The 26,323-nt window shown below is 45.1% G+C and carries 28 protein-coding genes and 2 pseudogenes; 10 read left to right on the forward strand and 20 right to left on the reverse strand.

Annotated elements, in window-relative coordinates:
* Positions 1-46: 46 nt before the first annotated feature.
* Entirely contained in the window at positions 47-169 is a 123-nt protein-coding gene (locus M5J74_RS32855; protein WP_256498545.1) for a hypothetical protein, read from the reverse strand.
* Between the two features lie 101 nt (positions 170-270).
* On the opposite strand from M5J74_RS32855, the gene M5J74_RS20160 reads away from it, so the two are divergent.
* Both M5J74_RS20160 and M5J74_RS20165 read left to right on the forward strand, forming a co-directional pair.
* The gene (locus tag M5J74_RS20160; RefSeq protein ID WP_305883642.1) at positions 271-567 is read left to right on the forward strand and encodes a hypothetical protein; all 297 of its coding nucleotides are present in this window, start codon (positions 271-273) and stop codon (positions 565-567) included.
* Between the two features lie 283 nt (positions 568-850).
* Positions 851-1,804, forward strand: a complete 954-nt coding sequence (locus tag M5J74_RS20165) for a DUF5996 family protein (protein ID WP_015155594.1) — start codon at positions 851-853, stop codon at positions 1,802-1,804.
* 98 nt (positions 1,805-1,902) lie between these two features.
* Here the strand turns inward: M5J74_RS20165 and M5J74_RS20170 are convergent, their stop codons facing one another.
* From M5J74_RS20170 to M5J74_RS33570, 6 genes and pseudogenes are all read right to left on the reverse strand, one after another.
* Complete coding sequence (locus M5J74_RS20170) at positions 1,903-2,160, reverse strand: TIGR03643 family protein (protein ID WP_106166590.1); 258 nt, start codon at positions 2,158-2,160, stop codon at positions 1,903-1,905.
* A gap of 22 nt (positions 2,161-2,182) precedes the next feature.
* The gene (locus M5J74_RS20175) at positions 2,183-2,344 is read right to left on the reverse strand and encodes a hypothetical protein (RefSeq protein ID WP_250012966.1); all 162 of its coding nucleotides are present in this window, start codon (positions 2,342-2,344) and stop codon (positions 2,183-2,185) included.
* 28 nt (positions 2,345-2,372) lie between these two features.
* Positions 2,373-3,068: an FAD-binding domain-containing protein gene (locus M5J74_RS20180; protein WP_245570561.1), complete on the reverse strand. Its 696-nt coding sequence runs from the start codon at positions 3,066-3,068 to the stop codon at positions 2,373-2,375.
* Between the two features lie 60 nt (positions 3,069-3,128).
* Positions 3,129-3,575, reverse strand: coding sequence for a hypothetical protein (locus M5J74_RS20185; RefSeq protein WP_250012968.1), 447 nt, complete (start codon positions 3,573-3,575; stop codon positions 3,129-3,131).
* A 51-nt stretch (positions 3,576-3,626) separates the two neighbouring features.
* Complete coding sequence (locus tag M5J74_RS20190; RefSeq protein WP_250012969.1) at positions 3,627-3,983, reverse strand: deoxyribodipyrimidine photo-lyase; 357 nt, start codon at positions 3,981-3,983, stop codon at positions 3,627-3,629.
* 109 nt (positions 3,984-4,092) lie between these two features.
* Positions 4,093-4,264, reverse strand: a pseudogene (locus tag M5J74_RS33570) (phosphatase PAP2 family protein); the annotation flags it as partial.
* On the opposite strand from M5J74_RS33570, the gene M5J74_RS20195 reads away from it, so the two are divergent.
* Positions 4,258-4,428, forward strand: coding sequence for a hypothetical protein (locus M5J74_RS20195; RefSeq protein ID WP_158631919.1), 171 nt, complete (start codon positions 4,258-4,260; stop codon positions 4,426-4,428). The pseudogene M5J74_RS33570 and the gene M5J74_RS20195 sit on opposite strands and share 7 nt — an antisense overlap.
* Positions 4,429-4,445: 17 nt before the next feature.
* Here the strand turns inward: M5J74_RS20195 and M5J74_RS20200 are convergent, their stop codons facing one another.
* The 3 genes from M5J74_RS20200 to M5J74_RS20210 are packed head-to-tail and all read right to left on the reverse strand — an operon-like array spanning position 4,446 to position 9,467.
* Positions 4,446-8,690, reverse strand: a complete 4,245-nt coding sequence (locus M5J74_RS20200) for a helicase-related protein (RefSeq protein WP_250012972.1) — start codon at positions 8,688-8,690, stop codon at positions 4,446-4,448.
* Between the two features lie 19 nt (positions 8,691-8,709).
* The gene (locus tag M5J74_RS20205; protein WP_106166588.1) at positions 8,710-9,153 is read right to left on the reverse strand and encodes a type II toxin-antitoxin system VapC family toxin; all 444 of its coding nucleotides are present in this window, start codon (positions 9,151-9,153) and stop codon (positions 8,710-8,712) included.
* Positions 9,153-9,467: a hypothetical protein gene (locus M5J74_RS20210; RefSeq protein WP_015155590.1), complete on the reverse strand. Its 315-nt coding sequence runs from the start codon at positions 9,465-9,467 to the stop codon at positions 9,153-9,155. The genes M5J74_RS20205 and M5J74_RS20210 overlap by 1 nt, the downstream gene beginning before the upstream one ends.
* A 74-nt stretch (positions 9,468-9,541) precedes the next feature.
* Here M5J74_RS20210 and M5J74_RS20215 point away from each other — a divergent pair, with 74 nt between their 5' ends.
* Together M5J74_RS20215 and M5J74_RS20220 are read left to right on the forward strand one after the other, a co-directional pair.
* A complete protein-coding gene (locus tag M5J74_RS20215) occupies positions 9,542-9,760 on the forward strand; it encodes a hypothetical protein (RefSeq protein WP_250012973.1) in 219 nt (72 codons plus the stop codon).
* Between the two features lie 3 nt (positions 9,761-9,763).
* The gene (locus M5J74_RS20220) at positions 9,764-10,048 is read left to right on the forward strand and encodes a type II toxin-antitoxin system YafQ family toxin (protein ID WP_015155588.1); all 285 of its coding nucleotides are present in this window, start codon (positions 9,764-9,766) and stop codon (positions 10,046-10,048) included.
* Here the strand turns inward: M5J74_RS20220 and M5J74_RS20225 are convergent.
* From M5J74_RS20225 to M5J74_RS20240, 4 genes are all read right to left on the reverse strand, one after another.
* On the reverse strand, positions 10,042-13,266 hold the full coding sequence (locus M5J74_RS20225; RefSeq protein WP_250012974.1) for a type ISP restriction/modification enzyme: 3,225 nt from the start codon (positions 13,264-13,266) through the stop codon (positions 10,042-10,044). The genes M5J74_RS20220 and M5J74_RS20225 overlap by 7 nt on opposite strands.
* Before the next feature lie 88 nt (positions 13,267-13,354).
* Positions 13,355-13,597, reverse strand: coding sequence for a DNA-binding transcriptional regulator (locus tag M5J74_RS20230; protein WP_250012975.1), 243 nt, complete (start codon positions 13,595-13,597; stop codon positions 13,355-13,357).
* 832 nt (positions 13,598-14,429) lie between these two features.
* On the reverse strand, positions 14,430-14,660 hold the full coding sequence (brnA, locus tag M5J74_RS20235) for a type II toxin-antitoxin system BrnA family antitoxin (protein WP_250012976.1): 231 nt from the start codon (positions 14,658-14,660) through the stop codon (positions 14,430-14,432).
* On the reverse strand, positions 14,647-14,910 hold the full coding sequence (locus M5J74_RS20240; RefSeq protein ID WP_250012977.1) for a BrnT family toxin: 264 nt from the start codon (positions 14,908-14,910) through the stop codon (positions 14,647-14,649). Before M5J74_RS20240 ends, brnA begins: the two co-directional genes overlap by 14 nt.
* Before the next feature lie 323 nt (positions 14,911-15,233).
* Here M5J74_RS20240 and M5J74_RS20245 point away from each other — a divergent pair, with 323 nt between their 5' ends.
* Positions 15,234-15,488, forward strand: coding sequence for a YlcI/YnfO family protein (locus M5J74_RS20245; RefSeq protein ID WP_250012978.1), 255 nt, complete (start codon positions 15,234-15,236; stop codon positions 15,486-15,488).
* On the forward strand, positions 15,481-15,903 hold the full coding sequence (locus tag M5J74_RS20250) for a type II toxin-antitoxin system VapC family toxin (RefSeq protein WP_250012979.1): 423 nt from the start codon (positions 15,481-15,483) through the stop codon (positions 15,901-15,903). The genes M5J74_RS20245 and M5J74_RS20250 overlap by 8 nt, the downstream gene beginning before the upstream one ends.
* 138 nt (positions 15,904-16,041) lie before the next feature.
* Here the strand turns inward: M5J74_RS20250 and M5J74_RS20260 are convergent.
* Positions 16,042-16,747: pseudogene (locus M5J74_RS20260) on the reverse strand (AAA family ATPase); the annotation flags it as partial.
* Positions 16,748-17,248: 501 nt separating this feature from the next.
* On the opposite strand from M5J74_RS20260, the gene M5J74_RS20265 reads away from it, so the two are divergent.
* Together M5J74_RS20265 and M5J74_RS20270 are read left to right on the forward strand one after the other, a co-directional pair.
* Entirely contained in the window at positions 17,249-17,833 is a 585-nt protein-coding gene (locus tag M5J74_RS20265; RefSeq protein ID WP_250012982.1) for an alpha/beta hydrolase, read from the forward strand.
* 405 nt (positions 17,834-18,238) lie between these two features.
* Positions 18,239-18,748, forward strand: a complete 510-nt coding sequence (locus M5J74_RS20270; protein WP_250012983.1) for a DUF411 domain-containing protein — start codon at positions 18,239-18,241, stop codon at positions 18,746-18,748.
* A gap of 111 nt (positions 18,749-18,859) precedes the next feature.
* On the opposite strand, the gene M5J74_RS32860 is transcribed toward M5J74_RS20270, so the two are convergent.
* Positions 18,860-18,982, reverse strand: coding sequence for a hypothetical protein (locus M5J74_RS32860; protein WP_256498546.1), 123 nt, complete (start codon positions 18,980-18,982; stop codon positions 18,860-18,862).
* A 48-nt stretch (positions 18,983-19,030) separates the two neighbouring features.
* On the opposite strand from M5J74_RS32860, the gene M5J74_RS20275 reads away from it, so the two are divergent.
* On the forward strand, positions 19,031-19,774 hold the full coding sequence (locus M5J74_RS20275; RefSeq protein ID WP_250012984.1) for an aldo/keto reductase: 744 nt from the start codon (positions 19,031-19,033) through the stop codon (positions 19,772-19,774).
* Between the two features lie 21 nt (positions 19,775-19,795).
* On the opposite strand, the gene M5J74_RS20280 is transcribed toward M5J74_RS20275, so the two are convergent.
* The 4 genes from M5J74_RS20280 to M5J74_RS20295 form a co-directional block, all read right to left on the reverse strand.
* Positions 19,796-21,247 carry an FAD-binding protein gene (locus M5J74_RS20280; protein WP_250012985.1) on the reverse strand — a complete coding sequence of 484 codons (1,452 nt, stop codon included), beginning with the start codon at positions 21,245-21,247 and terminating at the stop codon, positions 19,796-19,798.
* Between the two features lie 457 nt (positions 21,248-21,704).
* Positions 21,705-24,854 carry an HNH endonuclease gene (locus tag M5J74_RS20285; RefSeq protein WP_250012986.1) on the reverse strand — a complete coding sequence of 1,050 codons (3,150 nt, stop codon included), beginning with the start codon at positions 24,852-24,854 and terminating at the stop codon, positions 21,705-21,707.
* Between the two features lie 36 nt (positions 24,855-24,890).
* On the reverse strand, positions 24,891-25,136 hold the full coding sequence (locus M5J74_RS20290; RefSeq protein ID WP_250012987.1) for a hypothetical protein: 246 nt from the start codon (positions 25,134-25,136) through the stop codon (positions 24,891-24,893).
* A 70-nt stretch (positions 25,137-25,206) separates the two neighbouring features.
* Positions 25,207-26,322 carry a hypothetical protein gene (locus M5J74_RS20295; RefSeq protein WP_250012988.1) on the reverse strand — a complete coding sequence of 372 codons (1,116 nt, stop codon included), beginning with the start codon at positions 26,320-26,322 and terminating at the stop codon, positions 25,207-25,209.
* Position 26,323: the final 1 nt, after the last annotated feature.

Raw genomic sequence — 26,323 nt, forward strand, 5'->3', positions numbered from 1 at the left:
TGAGCTGCCCAATGGCGATTCAACCTATAATTATTTGAGTCAACGATTAATTCTTTCGGGCTTTGTTATAGATTGCCCCCTCCTCTACCCCCACGCAAGTCTCCCTTCTCCCAGCGACGCGATCGCGAATTTCTCTACCTGAGTGAAGTGGACGCGCTGATTGATGCATTGGAATATACCCGCTCCCCCATTAGAAACTAGGCACTCGCCATCCTGCTATTCTGCCAAGCCCTACAGCCAGCAGAGTTATGTTGGCTGCGCTGGTGCGACATTAACTTTGCCGAAAAGATTTTGCGTGTAGATCGCATCCGTTCCAAGCCTGATTACCTACAACCCCAAACTCAAGCCCCTACTAACATACAACTTCTATTTCTATGTGAGACAAAAATTGACATTCTCCAGCAGCTTGAGGAGCAGCGCACTACAGATTGGTTATTTGCCTCGGAACGCAAGCAGCGGCTCAGCGAGCGATCGCTACACCACATCATTCAACAAGCCGGAGCGATCGCCAATCTACCTTTCCCGCTTCATCTGCGCCATCGACAGAACTACGATCGCAGCTTTTAAAGCAGCACTGGAAAAAATCAAAGCTTTTGCAGGGATCGCAGTTTATCAGAATATTATCGATTACCTGCTCGGTGCTTTCCTGTTGTTCCCCCGCCTCCAGGGTATCCCCAGGACTACTGGCTAGCTCCCAAGAATTGGAGTATCTAAACAAAGCCCGAAAAGATTAATAGCGGCGATCGCGTACTTACCGTTGGCAACAATTTTTGTAACACAACCAAGTAGATTATAGACTGTTGTTAGCAATCAATTCGCCGATCTCTTTCCCGCCTCGGAGGTTTCCATTATGGTCGCTCCTGCACCTGACACGTCTGACGCTACCATCTGGTCTAGTTTGTCGCTTGCCGAGTGGCAGGACACCTATGAAACACTGCACCTATGGACTCAGATTATTGGGAAAATTCGCCTGACTTTGGCTCCTAAAATCAATCACTGGTGGCATTCCACGCTGTACGTGACTCCACGCGGATTGACAACTTCCGCCATCCCCTACAAAACGGGCAGCTTTCAAATCGACTTTGATTTTCTCGACCATCAGCTACGCATCGAGACTAGCGACGGCACGACCAAGAACATTGCACTAGCTCCCCGCTCCGTGGCTGATTTTTATCAAGCGGTGATGAGTACCTTGAGAGCGATTGGCATCCAGGTGCAGATTTGGACGATGCCGCAGGAAGTTGACAAGCCGATTCCGTTTGAGCAAGACCAGATTCATGCTGCCTACGACCCAGAATATGCTCGACGGTGTTGGCGAATTTTGATGCAAGCGAACCGAGTGATGAGCCAATTTCGCTCTCGCTATGTTGGCAAGTGTAGCCCAGTACATTTTTTCTGGGGCAGTTTTGACCTGGCTGTAACTCGCTTCTCTGGTCGTCGTGCGCCAGAACATCCTGGTGGTGTCCCCAATATGGCAGACTGGGTGACGCGAGAAGCATACTCCCACGAGGTGAGCAGTTGTGGTTTTTGGTTTGGAGGCGGTTCGACCGAAGCGCTGTTTTATGCTTACGCCTATCCAGAACCAGAAGGCTTCAAAGATTACCTAGTGCAGCCGCACTCAGCGTTCTATAGCTCCCAAATGAAAGAGTTCATCCTGCCCTACGAAGCCGTGCGACAAGCTGACGATCCAGATACCATGCTACTTAGTTTCCTCCAAAGCACCTACGAGGCGGCTGCTAATTTAGGCAATTGGGATCGAGCAGCACTGGAATATACTCCAGTCATCCTCAATAATGCCAACTAAATTGAGATGAATTTGAGAATTTTGGCAGCACATAGAGCTGGAGTATCTAAACAAAGCCCGAAAAGATTACAAGATTAGATCGCCTCTCGCACAAGGGATTAAGTTTTCTGGCGCTGTGACTTAAATCTTCCTTCAATGAAACCCCGTTTGTGGGTATGCTTGGTCTTGCGTCCAGTCACGCGCTCCCGCCACATTCTGAAACTGGACGACTTCATCTGACGACGCATCAGGGCGATGACATCCTTTTCTAACAAACCAAACTGAAGTTCAATCGCTTCAAATGGGGTGCGATCCTCCCATGCCATTTCAATAATCCGGTCAATAGTTTCAGGTGCTAAATCTGGCGACTTCTTCATAACGCGCTTTCATCTCTCCCTCTCACAATTTTAAGTTATGTAAAGACCAGACGACAATTAACAGTCCACTATCTGCTGCTATCTTGGTATTTTGCCGAAAAGATTTATCGTTGTTTGCTCGTGTCCGATGTAGATCCGATCGCGCTCTTCCAGTTAGTGAGACAATAATTACTTTAGATACCACCAGGAAAAAGTAGCGATCGCCCCAATAGCTAGAAATTCTTTAGTGCTTCAAAATCCAGTTTCTCTTGTCTACATCGGTACTCCTGATACTGCTTATCCTTAACCTCCCAATATTTATCTACTGTAGTTTTAGCAATCGCCGCCCCTTCATACTCATCGCCTCCTTGGGCAATTAGCCGCTCCCTCACCCGTTTACGCAAATCCGAAACAATTTTGCCGTTAACTTTCCGAGTTTGCGACCAATTCAATATAGGTGCAGGATAGTGACTTTCACCCTGGTAAACGAGTGAGAGAATTTCGGGCAAGCTGTAACCCTGTAACTCTGGAATCCAATGGTAGATAAACCTTAAATCTGAGTCCTTATCTTCTATATTCTTATTCGGGTTATAGATGCGGAAGGTATCGGACAGCGGGTTAGTCACCCCAGCTTGCATCTGCCACTGCCAGTTATCGATCGCCAAGTCACCATCGACCAGATAATTCATGTAGTGCCGCGCCCCGTGATGCCAGGAAACACCACAGTTGATGGTTAGGAAGGTGGCACACATCGCCCTCATCCTGAAATTCATCCATCCCATTGTCTTGAGCTGTCGCATGGAAGCATCTACTAAGGGAAATCCAGTTTCTCCCTCCTGCCACGCCCCGTACAATTCCTGCTTTTGGGGTGTTAGCTCGTCCGGTAAATACCACTCGTCAAATTCTGGGTAGCGGTTGGTGTGGGCTATTTCTGGATGGTGGTAGAGTCTCTGAGTAAAACTATCGCGCCATCGTAGGCGATAACTTCGTTAAGCTTCGCTAACGCGGAATGCTTTGAGGGAAAACTCGGCTTTGGGCTGATTCGCTAACTCTGCTGCCCTAGCTTTGGTGCTTTGATAAATTTGTCGAGTTGATATAGTGCCGAAAGCTATATGGGGCGACAGGTGAGAAGTCGCACCCTTCTGTGCCAGCCAAGGGCGAGACAGTTTCCAGTGGTAGCCGTGGAATCGAGAGCGAAGAAATGAGTCTAGAGTGGCGATCGCGCTGTCTTCTCCTCCATTGAAATAGCCACTATCCGCAGTCCAAAACTGACTGTACTTCTGCTTCAATTCCTCAAATGTTAGTTGTGGCAGGTTGAGAGATAGCTGCGGGGTATTAATTTGAGTCGGAGCTTGATGTAGCGGTTGTCTTTGGTAAGTGTAGTATTCTTCATACCAAGAGTCGGTGCGGTCTTCGGTTTGCAGGAAGCTGCTCAAACCCAGATGACACTCAAGATTTAGTTGACGATAGAAGTCAAGGACAGTGCGTTAGCGAAGCTTAACGAAGTTATCGCGTTTAATCCCATACTCCACCTGCACGTCACGGTTGAAGAATAGTTTGGGACGATGACCTTGTTGCAGTAGCTCTCTAGTGAGACTTTGGAGTACGGCGACGCTATTACCCTCAAATAAATACAGCTGACTGCTCCGCTGTTTGAGATTTGAGTTTAAGTTTTCTAGCGACTCAAATAAAAACCTGACCCTTGCCTTACCCACATCCGGCTGTTGGTAAAACCAGGGATCGATGATAAAACAAGGTAAAACTTGAGCGCTGTTGGCTGCTACTAGGGTAACGATTTCGTTGTCACTAAGTCGCAGGTCGCGGCGAAACCAAAGTATGTGCATGACGATTTAGTACATTTATACTGATTTTATTCTCCCAAAAGGGAGCGATCTTTGTCTGGATGAGTGTAGATTCGCGCTTTTCCCGTAACAGATACTCAGTGCAGCACGGTTAGTTATTTGCTTCCTGACTCAAATTACGTCGCCGCCAAGGTCTGATGACCCAACTAACCCCCGCTGCCCAAGCAATTGAAGCCGTCCAGCCTGCCAAAATGTCGCGCTTGATAATGCACGCCCAAGTATAACCGCGTCCAACCGATAACTAAGACAAAAGCGGATGAGAGCCTACGAGCAAGATCCATCTGGTTTAGCTGCATTTGTTGGCAGCTTAGTTTATGGCATGGCAGATAGTTCCCGTGCGGCACAAATTCAAGCAGGGATGGAATATTACAAAGCTCGGCGCAAGGAGCAGCAAGAAATAAAAGCGGAAATTGAGGCGTTGGAATAGAAATTGGCTCAATTTAGTTAAATTCTAATCAGGATTGCGGCTAAAGAAACTTGTAACATACTAGGTTGGATGCCCTCATTGGCAATGAGATTGAGTTTGTCAGCATCTTGCACTAGTTGAATCACAAAATCGATATCGTTTAATTTGGCTTTATCTCCATCCGTGTAATCCCGCAACAGCTTTTGTACTTGTTTCATCTCCTTCCAGGCATTCAATTTCTGAAAAGTCTTCCTCACCGTAGTTCGATCTATACCAGCAGGGAAGCAATCGAGTTGACTGACGCGGCGGTTAATTCTGCTAATGCGATCGCTGGTAATATTAATGTTCTCTAGCGATTCTGGCTGTTCGATCTGGGCAAGGCGCTGTTGTTTGAGGGCAACCAATTGTTGATAGATTTCTTGAGCATGAGAGATAAAATCTGTGGCTGGTAGCACGTCCGCTATGGGAGGAGTTTTGAAGGCAGTGGCGATCGCCATCCCGTAACCATCCTTTTCTCCGGTTCGATCGTTCCAGAAAAGAGTCTGCTTGCGGTCTGGAATTGGTTCGCCATTGGGTCCAAAATATTCAATTGTCAGGGCTACTAATCCGGTAGGTTCTTCTTTCTCACCAGCACGACACCCCAAAGCAATCGGATTGGCTTGATAATCTTCGCCTAAGTGCTGAACTAGCCTGCCTAACTCCTCGCTATGGAGAATTTCGTTGTGGGTGTAAAGGTCGCGGCTGGTTTCTTGCTTTTGATAGGTATCCTCTTGTAAGTTCCCCTGCTCCATCCGCCTCGCTTTGACTAAGCTATTGAGAAAGTCAATGTAGCCAGGTAATACCTCATCATCGAATTGTGTATCGCCGTAAATTGAAGCCCCCAAAGCCTCAATACTAGAAATGGTGGGGATTTGTCGCTCGTCTAGAGCAAGTTCGCCGACGAGTTTCTTGTGTAGATTGCTCAAGCGACTGGCTTGACGTAGCAGTTGATTTTCACTGTTGGCGTAATAGATATAGATGTTTTCAACTCGACGTTGTTTGGGGCGATCGATCCGACCGATTCGCTGTTCTAGAATCATCGGGTTCCAGGGCAAATCTATGTTAATTAAATAATCGGCATCTTGGAGATTCTGCCCGACAGATAGGGTTTCCGATCCAATCAGGACGGCGAGTTCTGCCTCTGGCTTTGGTCTTGCTGCTGGGTCTTTACAGGTAGCGGCTGGGGCAAATAGCCGAAATATCTCCTGTCGCTTCATGCCTGTCAGTTGGCGCGTTCCTCGCGAAGCATTATTAGGACTGAAAACAAGTGGGTTAGTAGAATGGCTGGGATAGTAACGCTTGGTAGAACCAATTGCCATCCCAATTCCTCGATCCGCGATCGCCTCATCTCTAGCCATGTAACGGTAGTAGTCGATGACTGTATCCGAGAAGGTGGAAATCAACAGCACCTTATGACCTTGACTCACCAATTCTCGCACTTTCCCGGTCACTTGCTCTCGCTTGTGGTCGATCGCGATTTCACCTGCTAGAAGCTGCTGGATCTGCTCCAATTGCTCTAAGTCGCTGTCACAATCAGCTAGTATCCGGTCGTAAATGGATTGAGCTTTACTCAAGTCGTTGCCCAGTGCATCAGTTGCGATGTCAATCGAACGCCGCAGTTGTTGCCGCTTGTGTTGCTGTTGAGCCTGGGTTTCTTCGTCCTCATCCTCTTCGTCTTCTTCGTAGTCTTCATCCCAGACGAAACTGTCGTCGTAGTCCGAGAAGTCCTGTTGTTTTTCTTTTTTCTCAGACTCGAACCCGTAGTGCAACAGCAGAAATTTTTTCAAACCATCAGCATCGGGGGAGACATTTTCTAACCGTTGCTGAAGTTGCCGAATGCGATCGCTAAAGTTTTGGATCGTGCGGTTGAGGGCATACATACTCGATTCTGCTCGTTGCAGGAAAAAGCGGCGCTGGTTTTGAAGGAGACTGCGCTGTTCGACATTGCCGCGCAAATAACGGATCGGGTCGGCAAAGGGAATAAACAAGCTAGTTTCAAAGGAAGTAAATATCCGATCGAGTGCAAGTTCGGTACTGGCTTCAAATTCTACGGGCAACCATTCTGCTACCCGCTTGGCATACATATTTAAGTCTGGCGTAGCATCGCGTAGCATCTGCCGCGTGCGCTGGAGAAACAATTCGCGGTAGGTGCGGCGGAATAGTTCTGTGTTGTCGGTGAAATTCTCTACGCCAATTTCTCGATTTTGAAACCATTGGCTTAGTTCTGGGGGAAATCCTAGATCGTTGAATCCTTCTGGACGACTGAGAAAAGGGGAAAGGATGTTGTAGATGTCTGCACGGCGGTTGTTCCAAGGTGTAGCAGTCAGGAGGAGGAAATGGCGTTGTCTTCCCGTTGCGCGATCGCTTGCTTGAATTGCCGCACAGGTTTTATGAATCCGGTTGTTGTAGTTGCGGATGCCTTCGTGAGCCTCATCGATAATTACTAAGTCGGGACCGCCGTAACGGTTGAAGTCCGTGAGAAAGTTATTCCCCTTACGACTCATTAAGTTTTTGTTGTAAAGCTCGTATTCATTGGGTTTGAAGCCCAATTCAGCCATCTCTCGCTCCCAGTTGGGATGGAGTTTCTTAGCAGCGACGATCGCGATCTTGGCACTTACGTTTTGTTGACGATACAACCTGGTGACGGCAGCTGCTAAACGAGTCTTGCCCAAACCGACAGCATCGGCACAGACGGCAACACCAAAGTCTTGCATTACCCGCAAGCAGTGCTGCGCCCCAGATTTTTGATGCTCGAATAGGACATCTTGACCGAGTAGTTCGTCGAGTAGATCGCTGCGTTCGACGCGGAATTGGTGGGGGCGTTGCTGGGCAAGCCAATAGAGAAAATCTTGGGGAGTGCCGTGCTTTCTGGTGAGGATCGTTTCTACGGCTTGCTTGAATCCGAGAATTTCACTAAATTCTGGAATTTCTAGCGATCTCTCGACGGCTGCGGGTTGCTTGGGTGAGGTACGATAAACGCCCGTGCTGGTTTTGACTTGAAAATCTGTGAGGGGAATCGGTGGATGTTGGGGATCTACCTCAACTCGACCGACGATTCGTTCTTTCTCTTTGCTGTCGATCGTGACTTTGACGAGTTCGTTATCTGCTACAGTAATCTCGTCCGCTAAATCTAAGTTGCGACCAGTAATTTCAACTGGGGTTGTTTCACCAGGGGTAAATTCGTCAGGGGCGATCGCCTCGATGACTGGTCGATCGGCTTGAGCGCGGCGATCGCGTTCGGCTAGTACCTGTTGTAAAAATTCTTGCGACAGGTCGAAGGTGGTGTCTTGGCGCTGCCACTCGGCATCAAATTGACGGATGCTATCGGCGATCGCTTCTGCATCCATTTCTTCCCAGGAATAGAGAAATAACAAGCTTTCGGCATTTCTGCCATGAGCCGCTCGCGTAAAGTTGTCGGAACCTTCGTGTAGGATGTGATTGTCGAGCGAATCGCTGAATATACCCGTTTTCTTGTGGTAAATCGCCCGTCCCGATTCCATTTTTACCAGTTTGATTTGCAAAAATCCCAGCCGGACTAACTCGGCGAGAATTTCTGTCCCCGTAAAAGCGCGATCGGCTAATCCCTGTAAAAATTCTTTCAGGGTACGGTGGAAGTATTGAGCGCGGTAGTCGGGATCTTGCAGTTTCTCTAGTTCTTCTATGTCTGCTTGTTTGGTGAAGCCGTGCCAGTCTAGTAGCAGGCGAATTTCACCTTCGTTTTGAATAATTTTTTGCAGCGGTTCTTCATACAGTTTTAGTACCCCACTGTCAAAATATGCTGTCGATCGCCGATAGATGTGGCTGCGCTCTAAAACGTTACCGATAAAGGTATTGTATTTCTCTAGTTCGTCTGGCAGGTTGAATCTGCGGCGGCGATCGCTTTGGACTTCAATGAAACTGCCTGCAAGTAAAGTCTTTTCCTCTGTGGTGCTTTCTAATTCTAGGAAGGGGGCGATCTCAGTGAGAGGACTGGTTCGCAGCAGCGTGGTGCTGGGGATGCTGCCAGTGAAGCGGGGGGCGTAGGTGAAAACTTTGGCGCGTTTGGGATCGATCCGCAGCAGTTTATGCGTGGCGTGTTTGCCACCGATACCCAAAAAGGTGACGATATTCCTCAGTAAGGTGTCAGCGTCGCGGTGCTTGAAAACTAGCCAATGTTGGTTGTCAATGCCCTTGATGGGATTACCTTGGGGTAGGTAGTAAGGGCGTTGTTTGCGAATGAGATCTTGGATAACGTTTTCAAGCATGAGAGGGACGCGAGGGGATTTAAAGCCAGGATTCAACTGACAATGTTCTTACTTGTTGAATGCGCGGGAAGTCACTATCGATTGATACAACGGTAAGACTGTGTTGCAACGCTATAGCAGTAATCCAGAGATCGTTTTCATCAAATCCTAAATCGGTAATTTTTGTCTTCCGGCGCTTGCTTTTTTCTTTGGGAGCAAACTGGTTAAATAGTGCTGCTTTTAGTTGTCCGTAAATAGTAGCGGTATTATCTATAACTAAATAGATACGTATATCTTCGAGAAATTCTGCCAAGCGAGCGCGATTAGTTTCCTTTTGAGTTGATTTTTCCACCATGTATGTGAGTTCTCCCTGCACGATGACGCAGGTAGCAATATTCAACTCTCCCACTTGGGCGACTCGGCGAATAACGTTTGGTTCGCCTGAAATGATAGCGCTACAGTGGTTCGTATCGAGCAGGTACATTATTCAAAGGGATTAAGGTCATACTCAAATTTGGCTTTGCCGCGTGTGGCGTAAACTTGCTGAAGGCACTCTTCAAAGTCGTCGCCAGCCCACGTCCCAGCGTGTCTGAGGATAGAACGCCCAGAAGCAGGGCGATAGGGTTGTTGAGAATTTTTGGTTGAATCTGTTTCCAATTTGGTTGGTACAGTAGATGCGGCTTCTGACTTCTCTAGATTTTGTTTTGTTTTCAAAAAGCGCAAAAAGTCTAGCGTTTCAGCCAAAAGAGTATCTGGAGTAGATTCTATTTCTTGAAGTAGTTGTTTTTTAATAGTCATGGGTTAATCCTTACGTTTCTTTACTGTTATCTAAAACTTATCCATAATAATATGTAGATTTCTGAGTCAGCGTGATGGCAAACCTAGATAAAGTTTTGGATGAGGCAATGGATTTGCCACTAGAACAGCAGGAAATGCTGGTACAAATCCTACAACGTCGCATAATAGAGCGGCGCAGAGATGAAATTGCTGCTGATGCCGCAGCTTCTTTAGCCCAATTCAGAGCAGGTAAGCTAAAAGCGCAAACTGCTTCTGAAGCGATCGCCGAACTACGAGAATTTCTTAACTCATGAATAATGAGTAAAATAGTCATCTCCAGTAAATTCAAGAGAGCGTTCCGCAAATTTACTCGCCGTAATACGCAGTTGCAAGTACGGATTGAGGAAACAATTACTGCGTTGTCTGATGACATATTCAATCCATCTTTGGGTACTCATAAGCTAGAAGGAAAATTATCGGGTTTACTATCTTGTTCTTGTGGGTATGACTGTCGTATTGTCTTTGCGATTGAAACGGAGGAAGAAAGCGGTGAAATACTTGTAATTTTGTTGGACGTTGGTACTCATGATGAAGTTTATTGAATGGGAAAGCCAGGAATGGCTGCGTCAATTTTTGCCATTAGCTCTATTGTCTCTTGCAGGGCAACGACGATCCGCATATAGTGTAGGATGTCTTCATCGCTAAGGGTGCGCCCTTTACGATCTTTGAGCCATTTTTGACAGACTTGGTAGCCGCCAACGTAGAAGTTCCAGACGTTTTCAGGTACTCCGGTGAATCTGTCGCCTTTTTTGTTGATGATTACGTCACCCTGCTGGTATTTGGGTGCAATATCAACAACTCGATCGCCACCGCGATCTTCATACTGGGTAATTGTGTTGTCTAATTTAGGAGATTTCATCAAATGCAGTGATACCAGTTCTTCACCGTATGCAGCTAGCTGGTGGAAGAGTTTGTCGCTGCTGGTGAGGGGTACGCGAGGAAAGTCGATTTTAAGAAATTCAGCATAGCGGGTGCGGTAGGTGGGGGAGTGGAAGATGGCGTAGATGTAGTAGAAGATAGCTTCTGGGGTGGGAGTATAGCCGAGTTTTGAGGTGATGTCTTTGAGGAAGTCTGGAGAAAAATTAGGTCGGGATTGTTCTTCTAAGGCTAATTGTAGAGAACTATTAGTGTTTGGGTAGAGGTAGAGAGGAGCAATGTAAGATGCACCAGCACCAGCATTTTTGTTACCAATAACGCACTGATGAGGAATATAACCACTTACAAGTATAGAAAATTCATAGCTTGGAGAAAGGGGTCTAGTCCAAAGTAGAGCAAAGTTAGATTCTACTAAAAGATGACCTACTATTTCATTTCTTGGAAACTCTACCACATCTGCGTGATGATAGTACTGTCTAAAATCGAAAGGGCGGTAAAGAGTCTTTGTAAAGAATTTTTCCCATTCTTTGTTTTTAGCTAAAGAGAGTCGTTTCTTACTGAGTTTCCAATCACGAGTGTCTTTAAGATTGTAATTTTCAGAGATTTCTACATCTGAAATATCTAAATTTCTAAAGCTTGATATACCATCGTAAAGTCTTGACAAGTCAAAATTCATGACGAAATCGTCACGATGAGTTCTAGCACCTGTTGAATTTAATGGCATGGCATCTGTAATCTTCCAGCAAAGCTCATATTCCGGTAACAGAGAAACATCTTGAGGAGAAAAAAGAGAGAAAGGTAGTTTGGGATTGATACAACTCCATTTTGTAGTCGCTATATCATTTTTATTCAACCATTCATGCTTTGCTTCTCTACTACCCCATAAATTGGTATGATAAGTAGTATTTATATTCTGAGATTTTTTTTGGACTTGAGTAAAGATACCAATTGCTACACCCTGTTGAATATCAAAAACATTTTCGTCTTTTGAGCCATTAGGAGTTTTTTCTTTTCTTTTAGAATTCCCATGTAAGTCAAGAGTATAAATAGTATCAAATGTCTGTATTAAACTTTGACGCATACCACGAAAAGTTGGATTGTCTAAGTAGCCATGATTAGTAATAAAGCTTAAAATTCCATAACCTGTCTGCTCAATTCGCCATTGAGCAAAGCGGATAAATTTTACATAGTCATCTAATAAAAGTTTAGGATTTTGTTCTTTAATTTCATCTTTTGGATAATAGCTATCTCGAACTAAATCAGTTGCCCATTTTTTTGTATTAGCAGAGTTAGCTGAATATGGAGGATTACCAACAACTACCATAATTGGCAAGTCACGCTTGATTTCTGTCGCTTGGTCAGCTTCCTGTGCAATGAACTCCTCAAATAGAGTTTCAGTCTTTCTAACTGCATCATCTAGCGTGTTAGTTAGATAAATCCCTAGCCGCTTACCACTATTAAACTGATACCCTGTTTCTTTTAAAAATAAACTGAGTTTGAGATGCGCGATCGCATAGGGAGCCATCAACAACTCAAAACCAAATATTCTTGGTAATAACCGCTCTTTTACATAACCAGACCAAGACTTATCCGCTAATCCTTCCGTAAGTGCTTCTGGCAACTCTTGAAAACGCTGATAAATCAGTTGACAAATCCACAATAAAAATGTCCCAGTGCCGCAAGCAGGATCGAGTATCATCACCTCTGGATCGGCTAGTCCCAAAGGCTTATTAAACTTCTCTTTCAATAAAATATCTACCGATCGCACCATATAAGAAACCACAGGTTCCGGCGTGTAGTAAACCCCTCGCCGTTCCCGCATCTGTGGTTTATATGCTTTGAGAAAATCTTCGTAGAACCGAATAATAATATCTTCTTGCCCGATCTTTTGCTCAAAATCTGATAGTACAGCATCCATTTCTGCTGCTCTTAACACTGACAATAATTCTGAGACAGCACTAACTAGATCCTCTCCCAAATCTTCGGGTGGTTGTTTTGAGATATCTTCAAATAGTTTACGGAGGAAAGGATTAGTTTCTGGTAGAAATTCCCAAGCATTATCGCGGTAAAAGTCTGGTTCCAGATCGTTCAGATTCTTTCTCTCTCGCTTGAATTTGAGAAAACCAAACACCCTTGCTGTAAACAACCCGTAGGCAACAGTCTGAGCGTAGATATCTGCAAAGCTGTAATCTTTCTCGTTATCTGCTTGAAGTTTGAGCGTTGGTAGTAATTCCTTTCTAAAGCTCTCGAATAGCTTATGCAAGTATCCCCCTGCTGTTTCGGTTTCATAAACCGAGGGAATCGCTTGTTCGATCCGTCTGGCGACTTCTGCCATCAACTGCGCCAGCTTCTCAGCCGTCTTCACGCCTGGGTAGAACACCCAATCAACTTGGGGAATCAAAGCTGTAAGGCGATCGGCTATGCGTACCGTTCCCTGTTGCAATCGGCTCAATCGTCCTGGTAACTCGCGATCGCTCCACTCAAAAGTCTGAATCTGCCGCTGTCGTAACCCTCCCTCAGTTGGTAAGATTAATACCACGCGCCCTTGCAGATTTGCTTCGGGTAAGAGCAGATACATTACGGGTTGCTCTGTTGTCACCCGCCCAACATAATGCCCGTAAATATTGTTTTGTTGCTCTGGTGCGGTCAAAAACTGCCTGATGTCGCGATCGCTCCCATCATTCAATTCTGCATAAAAACCAACCGCGATCGGACAAGTATCAGCTGCATCCTCTTTACTCTCACCAGGACGCAAATACCAAAACCGAGAACCTTCGCGATCGAGTTCTTTAACTGGGTATCCTAAAATTTTCCGCAATTCCTCAACGCGATTCTCTTGCGTCCTAGTCATAACTACACGCAAATGCTCCTTGGTGAGAGCCATAAGCCACCAATCCCTGATTACTTTTAAGTGATAAAAATTGAGCCGTTTATAGACGTGGAACAGGCTCTCGTCCAATCTGTCTGGAAGACTAACTAGCTAAATATTTAGCCAGCAACTCCCTACCGCGATCGCCCATCTGTTGCAGCATTCCCTCAATCTTCTGCACAGCCAGAGGTGAAGGAATACCACGCCCCCTTTCCCACCTGCTGACAGAGGAGTATGTCACGCCCAACCGAGCAGCAAACTGTTCTTGGGTTAAACCCGTCAAAGCCCTTAGTTCTCGAATGAACTGGCTAATTTGTAATTGGTTGAGCAGCTTTTGGACAGACATCTGACCTTTGAACCTGGAGCGCGTTACTTGACATAGCATTTAATCTGCTACGTGCAACATCCTATTTGCTTCCACTAAAGAATGTCATTGAAAATTTCACTGAAGTCAAAAAATCAGTAGTCTACTGAGACTTTATAGAAACTTTAATTTGGAGATACTGCGATCGCACTTGATGTTGGTTAACAAATTATTTACCGTCTTAACAGATTGATGTCATCGAAAGAGAAAACCTTGCAGCACAAGCGGTTTCATACCAATTCTATTTATCCTTGCACTAAATCGGTCGCTCATAGCCCCCCTTGTTAAGGGGGGTTGGGGGGCTCTTCCGTGGCGCAGTCAGCTCAAAATGGTATCAGTTGTTGAAGCGATTGCTCAACCGCGCCTTGTGAAGTATGCTCAAAAAACTACAACTCCCAGAGCCAACTTGTTTTCAGCAGTTGACGATCGGATAACATTAATTTGTTAAAGCGACAAACAACCCTGTTAATCGACACCAGCTCTAGATATCTCGATCTGTACCCATTTTTGGGTTGCTTATTGAGAATGAACTCGTAAACAAAGTTAGGCTGATAAACTACAAAACCCTTTAATAGAAAGGGTTACAGGCGATGGAGAATAGGAGACTCGAACCCCTGACCTCTGCGGTGCGATCGCAGATGATAGAAGTCTGTAATTGATGCGGCGTAAAGCTTCCAGCTATTCTCAACTATTAATATCTCAAATCTATCTCAATTTCAAGATTTCCTGACATTACTAGAATTAGTTTCCTAAACTGATTCAATTTTTCTGCTAATTCTGTTTGGGCGATCGCATTTTATCGCCTGTTGTAGACCTACCTATGAGGGCATTTTTCCAAACGTTCTGCAATCCAGACTTTGACAATCGATTGACGAGTTACACCCAAACGCTTTGCTTCCCGATCTAGTGCTTCAATCATCCAGGCGGGAAAATCCACGTTCACCCTTTTTTGCTCGTATCCAGGACGACGTGCTGCCGCTAGATCGAGAAATTCGCTAATGTCTTCGCCCTTGTCGAACTTCTGGTCAAATTCACTTGCTTTCATATATTGCCATCTCTTCTTGACGCGCCCGCCGCACTGAAATGATGCGGATTTTTACATTTCTATAGGTAATAACAGCCGACCAATGCTTGTCCCCAATTTTTCCGATAACCAAATATCGAGGTTCATCCTCCGTCCGTGCGGGAATTTCTAGCCTTTGAGAGTCTTCCCATAATTCTTGTGCCTCGACAAAATCGATTCCATGTTTTTCGCGATTGGATTGACTCTTAGTCTCGTCAAACTCAAATTCCATTTTTGTATAATTATTATACCATTTCTGTATCAAATGTTTGCTGATTTGTCACCGATCTAGCTTCTTCTCACAATGCTAGTAGAAAGAAACGATAGTTTTTTATAGAATCGCCTTCAGCGAACCCGTGACCGACAGGGAGATTTGAGATCCCTTGAGAAAATAACGCTCGTCACTCACTGTTGCTGCTCTCTTAAAAGCCGAGCGGGACGGTTCTAACAGCAATCGCTAACCCGTTGCAAATAGTAGTAGCAGCTTGAAGCAGAAAATGGTTACACTATACGATATCACTGTATGACTACACATCAAAGTGTATCAAGACAACTATGGAACGAGAAGCTGTAACCATTCGTATTCCTGCGGAGCTACTTGAGCAAGCAAGGCAGTTGCGAGAGAGCAGCGAGTCTTTTAACGAGATGGTTGTCGAAGCGATCGCTCGTGAAGTGCGGCGGCGGCGTTCTCTGGCAGCTCATCAGCGGATTATAGCTCGTAGTGCTCTTGTAGAAGCCCAAACAGGTATCCAGCCAAGCTCTGTGGACTTAATTCATCAGTTGCGAGCTTCGGAGGGACGGCGTGACTAAGTGTATTGATACCAGTGTTTGGATTCCTTATCTTGTACCTGAGCCATTGCAACCTCAAGCCAGAAACTTAATCGTTCCCTTACTAACATCAAACGTGCATTTGGTTGCTCCGGCGTTTGCTTGGACGGAAGTGGGTTCAGTGTTGCGAAAAAAAGTGAGGTTGGGAGCAATGACTTCGGCACAGGCAGAAGGATTTTATGATGACTTCTGCCAAATGCCTGTAGACTACCTCGATAGCGATACTATTCGCGCCAAAACATGGGCAATCGCCGAACAGTTTTCCCTTGCAACACTCTATGATGCTGCTTTTTTGGCAGTCGCCGAGCTAGAAGAAGCCGAATTCTGGACGGCGGACCAATCTTTACTCAATACATTGACACTACGTCCAGCCTATGTCAAAAAACTAGAAACATAAACGACAGATATTGCTGTGAAGCGATCGCGGGGTTTTTTTCCTGACTCTAGGGAGTGCGATCGCTCAAGAGCGCATCTTCATCGAGCGATCGCCTTGAGAAAAGCAACTGTAGTAGACCAATCTACGGTTCGATTTAACGATGTGGATCGTTCCCCGATCGCCTGGAGGTGTAGTTTCTACTGCTAGCTCCAATGCATTGAGCAAAGAGCGGGCATCACCATTAGCAACATTGACCAAGTGAGCTAGGGCATCCGGTTCTAGCTTGACTTTGAGTTTGCCATAGCCGCGCTCTGAGTCGGACAGTACTTGTTGGGCAACTTGCTCTAAGTCGCGATCGCCCAAGGGTTTGAGTTGGAAAATCCGCTCTTCGGCTGACGAGGGCTTTGTTGACTTCAAAGAAAGGATTTTCAGTCGTTGCGCCAATTAGGATAACTGTGCCATTTTCTACCCACGGCAGCAGCGCATCTTGTTGCGACTTATTAAAGCGGTGGACTTCATCGACAAACAGGATCGTGCGCTGTTTGCGTTCGCTAGCTCGCTCTTGAGCAGTTTTGATCGCTGCCCGAATTTCCTTGACTCCCGCAAGTACGGCATTAATAGCGATAAAGTGAGCGCGAGTCGTATTGGCGATAATTCTGGCTAGGGTAGTTTTTCCAGTTCCAGGTGATCCAGCAAAAATGACAGAAGATAATTGGTCGGCTTCAATCGCTCGGCGTAGGAGACGACCAGGGGCGATCGCGTGGTCTTGTCCGACAAATTCATCGAGCGTGCGGGGACGCATTCGATCTGCTAGGGGTGAGGAGTTGGCTATCGATTGGCGATCGCGACTGAATAATTCCGTCATTTGTGCGTCGATACTCTTGGTAATGCAATACTTCAGAGGAGAAGGTTCGTTCCCTCCATCCCCCGATGAGTTGGGGAGCCACTTACGTGCGCCACATCCCCTCATTGAGGAGCAAGTGCGCTGCCCCTGTCCCCTCGTTATAGCACCCCTCGTCTTTTCACTGTAACTGTAAAGCTATAGTGGGAGCATCATGTGCGACATTTTCAGGCAAAGCATAACAGAAGAAAGGATTGGGCAATAGACGCGATTTGGGCGGTTGTGCCGCTCGGATTTGCTCTAGTGGCAAAAACTCATGCAGTTGCATCCCACAAAGCTAATCATCAAAACGCATTAGGACTCTAGCAGTGTAGGTTACCAAAAGACTTGAATATTCTACAGTCAAGCCGAAATTCATGCCCAACTCAACCATCCATTCCAATAGTAGTAGCTTGCGTATCATGTCTCACCGGACGCGAGCGACCAATCCAAGTTTCAGCTTTCGCTAGCTATCCTAGTGAAAGAATGCGATCGCAAAGATATCTCACCAAGATGCAGACTTTTCAACGAATCAATTGGTTAAAGTACTGGAGGGCTAATCGGTTATTTAGCCAATTAGTCGTTTTGGGAGTCAGTAGCGGTATTTTACTTTACAGCACTGGAGTAAATGCAGCCGAACAGGTGTTTTTAAAGTACGGTGGCTTTCGGGGAGCAGTTTCTGTTCAACAGTTAAATCAGTTTGTGAAAACTGGCAAGACTACCCCAGCACTAGAAGCTTATTTGAAGACAGCCAAACAAGACCCCGCAGTAGCTCGCAAAGCATTAACCGCCGGATTAAAAGCCGAGCCAGCCTTTTTAAATAACTTGCTATCTAGCTGGGCAGGACCAATCTTGCTCGACCAAGTTGGCTCAGTCGTTCATCCTCCCGCTCAACAACTCGACCAACAGGCGTTGCGTACTGCTTTGGCGGTGACGATCGAGCAAACTGGTGAAGTCACGCTACTAGGAGCTATTCGTCACTATCCAGCTACCTCGGTAGAACTGGAGGGCGATCGCCTCATCCCTGTTTACAAGCGGCTGAGCCAATTGTCGAAAGGGGTAGTGTTTTAGATTGAACAAAGAGTCGGGCGTGATGACTTAGTTGCGACTTACACGAGGAAGATTTTATTCAGACGGTTGGCAAGTATCCTAACTGGTTTGGGCTGCAACCGCCCAAAGGAGTCATTGCTGCCAGAGAACTCCGTCGCTACCGCATCGGTAGCTCGGGTGGTATTCGTCAGTGGGTAAGCCTGCTAGGATAGAAATCTAAGCCCAAAGCGGGTTCCAGAATTTACCCTCATCAAAGTGACATTCGTAGAACCTCTCCCTGTGAAGTGTGGTTTCACGCCACCTTGAATCACTGGAAAATTCGCTATCGTGAGGAGGGTGAGAGGGAAGCAAACAGAGCAATAATAGCTCGTTCCTTTGTAAAGAAAAGTCAGCGCACCTACCGCTACTTACTTGACTTGAAGTCGTATGAAATTTAAGAGATCTAGCTCTCAAGTTCGTCGCTCCCTTAAGTGGCTAGCGATCGCTTTTGCGACAATTACTGCAACATTGGTACTGCTGAGTGTTCCAAGTCTGGCAGCTACTCAAGCTTCAACACTCACTGTCTATCGCGATCCCTCCTGTAGTTGCTGTGGGGGCTGGATGTCTCACCTAGCGTCAGAGGGCTTTGAGATCGAAGAGATCGCCACATCCAAGATGAATCTAGTCAAGCAGCAACAAGGTGTACCGAATCGCTTGGCATCCTGCCACACCGCAACAATTGGGGGGTATGCGATCGAGGGACACGTTCCCGCTCAAGACATTAAACGCCTGTTGGCACAACAGCCTCAAGTAGCTGGAATCGCCGTAGCTGGGATGCCAATCGGTACGCCTGGGATGGAGGATGGCGAGAGACAAGAGCCATTTACTGTCTTCTGGTTCGATCGACAAGGAAATGCAGGAGCTTTCAATCGTTACGTGTTTGAAAAGATAAATTGATTACTAAGTATGTCTTCCACCGTAGGACTGATAAAAGTTGTTTCTACTGTTGTTTGCACTCTTGCCATTAACTTTTCAAGAGGCACGATCGCGTCTTTCACCCCGATCGGCTTAGGCTAGAATTTCTGGTAAGTAGTATGCCTGCAACGGCTGGGGTAGTAGATGAACCATTTTTTCAAACTGCCCCGTAGCAAGAATTTTTGATGTCGGAGTGAAGCTCGTGGAAATAGTCACGCAACAGGGACACTCAGCCAGCATTCTCGGTTTGGCAGCTTCTGGGGCATGGATGCGAATTGTATCGCCGCCGCATTTGAGGCAGGGATCAATTACTTTTTCTTTTACGATTTCACTAATGAGAAATTTTTAGCTGGTCTAAGATCGCTGTTAGCAACAAAGCGAGAGCAAGTTTTAGTTGCCACGGGTAGTCAAGAAAGAGATCTCAACTGGTTGCGCCACGACTTCGATTCTGTGCGCCAGCAACTAAATATTGATGTCGTCGATGCCTTCTTTGTCGAATATATCTATCCGAGTGAGGATATGCAGCAAGTTGAGGCAGTACTGGAGCAGTTGCAGCTTTGGCAACAAAAAGGACTCGTGCGCTACGTCGGAATCACGACTCACAATCGACCGATTGCTTTAGATTCGATCGAACGCGGCAAGTGCGAGTTATTAATGCACCGCTACAACATGGCGCATCGTAAAGCAGAAGAAAATGTTTTACCTAGCGCTCAAGCAGCAAGTATTCCTGTCATCGCATTTACCTGTACGCGCTGGGGGACGCTGTTGAAAGGACATCCCAACTGGCAAGAAAAACCGCCAACCGCCGCCGACTGTTATCGTTACGTCCTGAATCATTCGGCAGTCAGCTTAGCACTTACCGCACCGCAGAATTTACAGCAGTTGCAGGAAAACTTAGCTGTTTTGCAAGCACCTCCCCTCTCACCAGCAGAAATAGCTTGTTGGCAGAAATATGGTGACTTAATCTATGGCAGGGGTGAAGATGCGTTTGAAACCCAATGGGTATGACTTGAGGCGCGAAAATCCGTGCTAGAAAATCCCTTGACCTGGCGTAAGTAAATTGTCGGGGTCGTAACGGCGCTTGGCGCTGACTAGCCTACCCCAAACCGGATGAAAGTGCTGCTTCCAGTCGGCTTGAGAAAAGGGAACCGCATCAATTGGGTAGCGATATCCACCACTGTCGCGGTTGCGCTCGAAAAACGTGCGGTTGTCGGCTAGCATAGATGCGATCGCGCTAGCATCAGGCGGTGCAGTGCGGAGAATACTAAACAGAAACACGATCTCCTCGTTGGGAACCCGAAACAGTGGTAGCTTCAAGCGGTCTGTCGCCACGGGATATAGCAACACCGGACCCTGACCTGTATCTGCTAAAGTCAAGTCGGAAACGATCTCACCCACAAAGCGATCGACTGCGGTTCCTGGGACAAATAAATTTAACCAAGGATGCGGGTAAAACCAAGCACCATTCTCCTTTAAAAAAGCCACAGTTGGAGCTAACCGATTGGCAAAATCAAAATAAGACTTGTCTTCAATCTGTTGAGTCCCCTGGTTGTAGCTTAATCCAGCAAGCAAACTAGCATTGTCAGGCTCGTTCGGTGGAGTATAAAAGCTAGCTGCCTCCAGCAAATAGCGCCATCCACCACTATCATCGGGTACGACTTGACCTTCTACGTAGTCGAATCGTTTTTGAGCAATTAGTAGGCGTTGGTCGCGAGTCAAAGCAGCCAGCTCGTTGTAAAACAAGAGAAATACGCGGGCATTTTGAGCAGCAGAAACCAGACGAACTGTTGCCCTAACGATAATGCCACATTGACCCAACCCTGCCAACACTGCTTCAAACAAATCGCGATTCTGCTCGCGAGAGCAAGTTTCTAAGTTGCCCGCACCCGTGACGACTTGAAGGGACAAGACGTTATCCACCTGCACGCCGTAGCGATGACTTCTACCACCGATGCCGCCAACTGCTAAAGTACCACCAACAGATAGCTCGATGTAATCTGTCAGGACAGGGGGTGTCAGTTGTTCCTCTAGGGATGCTTGTAATAGTTGGCTCCACAACACGCCTGCATCTACTTCTGCCCGCTGTGTATCAATAGAATGAATCGTGTTGAGCGTACCCATGTCAATAACTATCCCCGCCTCTAAGAGGGATTGACCGTAGGTGGAGTGAGCTTGACCGCGTGCGGCAACTTTTAGTTTATGGCTGCGAGCAAACCGCACGATCCTGACGACATCTTCAACCGAACCTGGTTTGAGGAGGGCAGTTGGGTAGCGGCGCACCAGATGACCGAAATCATCAGCGGCAGCATTGCGCGTCGTAGCATCGGTGTACAGTATGCCATCCAGGGGTGGCAGTGATTCAAATTCAGATGCAGCACTGGCTGATGTCACCCACTCTCGGTTAACTAGATCGAACCCAACAACGATCGCGATTGCGATCGCACCTTGCAAAACTTGACGGCGTGAGGCATTGTGCTTCATCAAGAATTCCCCAAACTACCTTTGACAGGCTGAAACTCTTTTGCCCGATAAGAACTGCTTCAAACTTAAATGGCGGTATTTCTCATTGGAGTTAATAAAATTTGTGTCGAGGTTGTAAGAAGTAATATACTCGCCTATAACCCACTCATCCGGTGTTATGTCTTGTCGGATTGTCACTCACCTTAACAATCAGTTTGCTAAATTTGTTTCCCTGCAATAAATCAATGAAAGCACCAGGGACGTTAGTTGTAGTACCTTGTTGAGCGTAGAGCTTTAGCGATCGCTATTTTTGATGCGTTACGCAAGAGCTAATGTAGGGTATAGGATTGGCGATCGCGCTGACAGTCCAGATTAGCAACTGCCAAAACTTTGCAACACCACAAGCAGCTTCGATTAATTCACTGCACCAGAATTGTTATACTGCCATGACTGCTCTTTGAAATAGTTACCTATTAACTTACTCTTCAGCCTCTTCAGTGAGGGTAGATATCAAATTTCTTGCGTCTAACATTGTAAGTTCATTAAAGTCAGTCTTATCACTTACATCGCTTAAACTAAGCCTAGACCTCTCTAATAAAGAAGCTATGTAGGCAATTTGTTTAGGAGTTGCAGGCTGCTTAACTAGTCCAGCATTAGAATTCGACAAATGCTTTGGTGGACCCTCCTTTGCCCAATTCCTTAAAATACCTGCTGTGTATTTAGAATAGTCCTTAATTCCTTTACGTATTGCAATATCAATTGCTAGTTTAATCCAATCAGGCTCATATCTTTCTATAAAAGTATGAATAGCTGTAATATCTCGTTCTGATAAACTTCTTCGTCTCAGTGAAGATGCCCAATGCTGCTTAATTTCATCTAGCTTCTCACGACGTTCCTTAAGAATATATAAATGTTTAGTTTGAATATGCTCAGCCCATTCTTCTTTATTGAATCCACCTGTAAAATCTTTTATTAACTTGTCAGATTTACCAGAATTACAGTCTTCACAACTTGTCACTAAATTTTCAAATACATCAGTACCACCTTGAGCTACTGGAATAAGATGATCTACAACCAATTTTATTTCTGGCGGAGTACGCCCACAGTACTGGCAGGTATGGTTATCTCTTTGAAAAACATCAAAACGAATTGAAGGTGAAATTTTACGAACGCTCTCAACCTCAAGCATACTCAGTTGAACAGCAGAATTACTTAGAAATTGATTGTTGGGATCGACTAATAACAATTTTAGATTTCTTAGCTTCTCTACATATATCTTTTGAGAAACAACACCTGCTCGTTCACAAATTTCTTCCCAAGTTGGTTCGCCACTATTTTGAACGATTTCAATAAATGATTTCAAAAAAATCTTCTCTCTTCGTGAGAGTTTAGTAATAGCCCACTGAACATATTCTTGTCTACAATATTGCTCTTTAAGTTTGTTAAAATCCTCCATAGCAGCCTGACGACGCGCTCTTTCTGCTTGCTGTTTCCGCTCTTCCTGAATTTTTTTACAATATTGGCAAGCGCACCAACCTCTACTTTGATGTCCACAACCAAGACAGATTTTATCTTCTGAAGCTTTTGCCGAACGGTTTTTATAAACTAAATCAATGAAGCAGTTAGGACATTTCTCACTGGCAAGATAAGGGAAAACAAAGCTGTAGATACTACTATAGCCATAACGTTTGACATCGAATTTCTCTTGAATAGATTTTACAGCTATATCGCTTTCCCAGTAAATTTTATTGAGTTCCGCTAAGCTTTCTTCAGAGAAACCGATACTAGCTGCTTTAGTTCTTACTTTTTCAATAGCGTCCCGAAAGCTCTGAAGTGATTGATTTCGGCGGTTAATTTGCGATTTTAATCTGTTGTAGTTTGAAGAAAAAATTTTATCAGATGGAGAAAACTCTACTGCTTGAGAAAAAAGCGAAAAGGCTTCATCAAGCATACCTTTTGTCTCATAGATAACGCCTAAATTGTTGAGAGCTGCTGTATTTATCGGTTGTTGGTCAATCAGCCTTAAATAGGTAGTTGCTGCCTCATCTTGATTTCCTATACAATCCATACTATAAGCATAATCGAAGAGACCCTCAAGGTTTTTAGAATTATCTACAAACTTTTTGCTAACTTCAGCAACAATGGCAAACGAGTTAGTCTCGAAAAGAAGCTTACGCCAAATAGTATTATAGAAAGGTAGAAAGACCTTGGAAATTACATCTGGATTTTTACATTTCCTCAATTCAGGTAAAACGATATTATTTATTAAATAAACTTCTTCTTTATCCTCATTGCTAAGCTTATTTTTCTCATTAAAAACTTTCTCCGAAAAACTTTTTAAAAGATAGTCATCACTCTCGCATTTCCAAATAGCGTGTTTTAAGTAATAATGTATAGCTTGCAGAAGATTCTTATCTAAAATCTCTTGAGCTAGTTCGTAACCTAAACAAGGTGGGCATCCAAGTAATTCTGCTGCGGATACAAGTGGTGATTCTGATAGATCTGGAAAGAATTGAAGTAGTTCTTCTTGCTGTTCTTCACAGAAATATTTTTGAATTATGTATAGCAATAAACCTCTATCTTGTTGTGCCAGTAGTTCAGTCTCATCTTTCAGTAAGACTAAGGTTTCACAGACATCAGCGATAACATCAAATTCTTGATATGAAAAATAATAAACACTAGCCCAAACTCCTATTAAACTATCTAAATAAGTATCAATGCCAAGGAATAACTCTGCGCCAGACCTAAAATCACTAACCGCTTGCTTCAGATTGTTCCTGTGAAAATTGATATAAGCTTTTCGGAAATAATGCCGAATGACAGATTCGAGATTTGTACTATCCATATATTCAGCAGAAGAAGCTAGCCACTCACCAAGTTGTCCTTGTCTAAACAATAGATCGGCTTTAATTCTAGATATAAAACTCTCGTCCTCGATTAAAATACCATCTAGACAGCGAATAGCATCAGCAAATTTTTTCTGACACACCAAGGCTTCAAATGTGTACCATCTTGCCCTTCGATCAAATTCTTCTGTCCCAAGTAGAGGAGATAATAGTACAATTGCTCTTTCATATTCTCCCTTACGGTAGATGAGAGTTGGGGCTAGCTCAAGGCGAACAATAGCTTTATCCGGATATTTTTGAAAGGCTTTATTTAGTGTATTGACTCTACTCTCTATATCTTTAAGTTCATACAAATCTGCAAGTAAGAGGTATGCTTCAACAGGACACTCTTCAAACTCAATAGCTCTTATAAGGTAACTCTGCATTATCTCCTTACTAGCAGCATCAATTTCGTAGGAATAACGCCCCTTTCCCTCGACAAGTGCTAAGCGATAATACGTATAAGCAGATGGGCTGATTCGTTGTGCCGATCTTAAAGCAATTGCCATTTCGTTCCAATTTTCGGATTGCCAATGGATATCAGCCCAAATTTCATAATCTAGATTTGTGGGATATTCAATCTGCTGCAAGATCCTTAAAGCGTCTCTAGATTTACCAAGGATAAACCAGCAAACAGCTAGTAAACTACGCTTCTTGTCATTTGGCTCTAACTCCAGTTCTCTCTGAAGTTCCTCTATAGCTTCGGCGTATCTTTTTTGTTCAAAGAGATCTTGGTAACTCACGGTTAAAGCTTATTTCAGTAAGGATTTGTAGGTAGTTTAGAAACTAACCGTATTAGAAATATCATACTTGTAATACCCTATACTTACCAATATCATCCCGTGAATATGTGCTTGCATCTTTGTGCCATCGTAAGTGCAACCTCCTGCATTGCGATGGATCGGATAGCGATCGAGTCCAAGCGATTGAATTGAAGAAAAAATCCGACCGCAAGCGTCCCACCCGTAAAAAATCAGTTGCGGTTGATTGAGTTGGTGAAAAGTGATAGCCAGTCTTTTCTCCAAGCGCGATCGCCCTTAAAGGCAATTCGCATCAGTAATGTAATTACTGTCAATCGGACAAAGCACTATTGGGCTAGAGTAACCTAGCTCGGCGCAATCGTTCGATCAAAGCAGTCCGTTTACTATACTGCCCATAAATTTGATTCAATCGCTCTTGAAAGGCTGGATATTTATCTCGATATTTTGCTAAATCTCGTAGCTGCACTAATATCTCAACGGCGCGATCGTAGGTCTTGGCTTGGGGTTTTTGTAATAGTGCTTCTACTTCGTCCCATGCTTGTGTTTCCCGTCCAGCTAATGCTTGTAGTTCTTGAATTCGCTGAGCCTCTGCTGCTTGTCGTTGCCGTTTTTCTGCCTCTGCTTGCTCTTTTTGAGCTGCATCTAAAAGCTGTTGAATGGTTCGGACAGACCGATCGCCAGAAGAGTCGATGGCGATCGCACCCAACAATTCTTGCCTAAACTTGACAGATAGGTGGGGTTCTGCTCTCGCCAATCGCAGCAGGAAAGCATCGCACTCACTGCGGGATAACTGAGAGATCGCTTGCTCGATTGTTTGTTCTGAAACAACTGTCGGTTCGCTGCTAGAGGCGGATGCAGCTTTGAGCAAATGCTCGTCTAGCTGAAAAATTTCTTTAAAGGCTGCTTGAACATCGGAGAGTTGATTCAGTCCAGAAGGAACTGGAGGTTCTAGTTGTGTTGGCTCCAAAGTGATGTATTCTGGCGATCGGGTAATGGCTTTGAGCCATGCTAAGTACAAGCCCCGATAGTCTTGTTGGAGAATCTCTTGGCGTAGTCCGACCAGTTGTGAAAGAATTCCTTCTCCTTCGATCCAATAATCAAATCCTTCCTCTTGGCTAAATTCCCAATCTAAAATGGCATAGTCCCCCATGTAAGAAAGACTGATGCAATCCTCAAGACAATAGGGTTCAATAGCATTTGAGTCGATGAGGGCTTTGGGGAAGCGAAACGCCAACTGTTGCGTACCCCAATTGGCAATGTAATAGAATGCGTCAAAGTATTTTGCCAAGAGTTGCTTGGGGTCGCCTGGAAGATCGCTATAGCTGTAAGTAAACACAGCTTTGGTGGTACTTAACTCCACACGGCTGGAGAGTTGAGCGATCGCTGCTTGTTCTGTTTTGTTCAGCGATCGGTCTAGAGTTTGAAATTCATAGTATTGATATTCGCTCATG

It is taken from the genome of Chroococcidiopsis sp. CCNUC1 (assembly GCF_023546805.1).
Classification (GTDB): Bacteria; Cyanobacteriota; Cyanobacteriia; order Cyanobacteriales; family Chroococcidiopsidaceae; genus Chroococcidiopsis; species Chroococcidiopsis thermalis.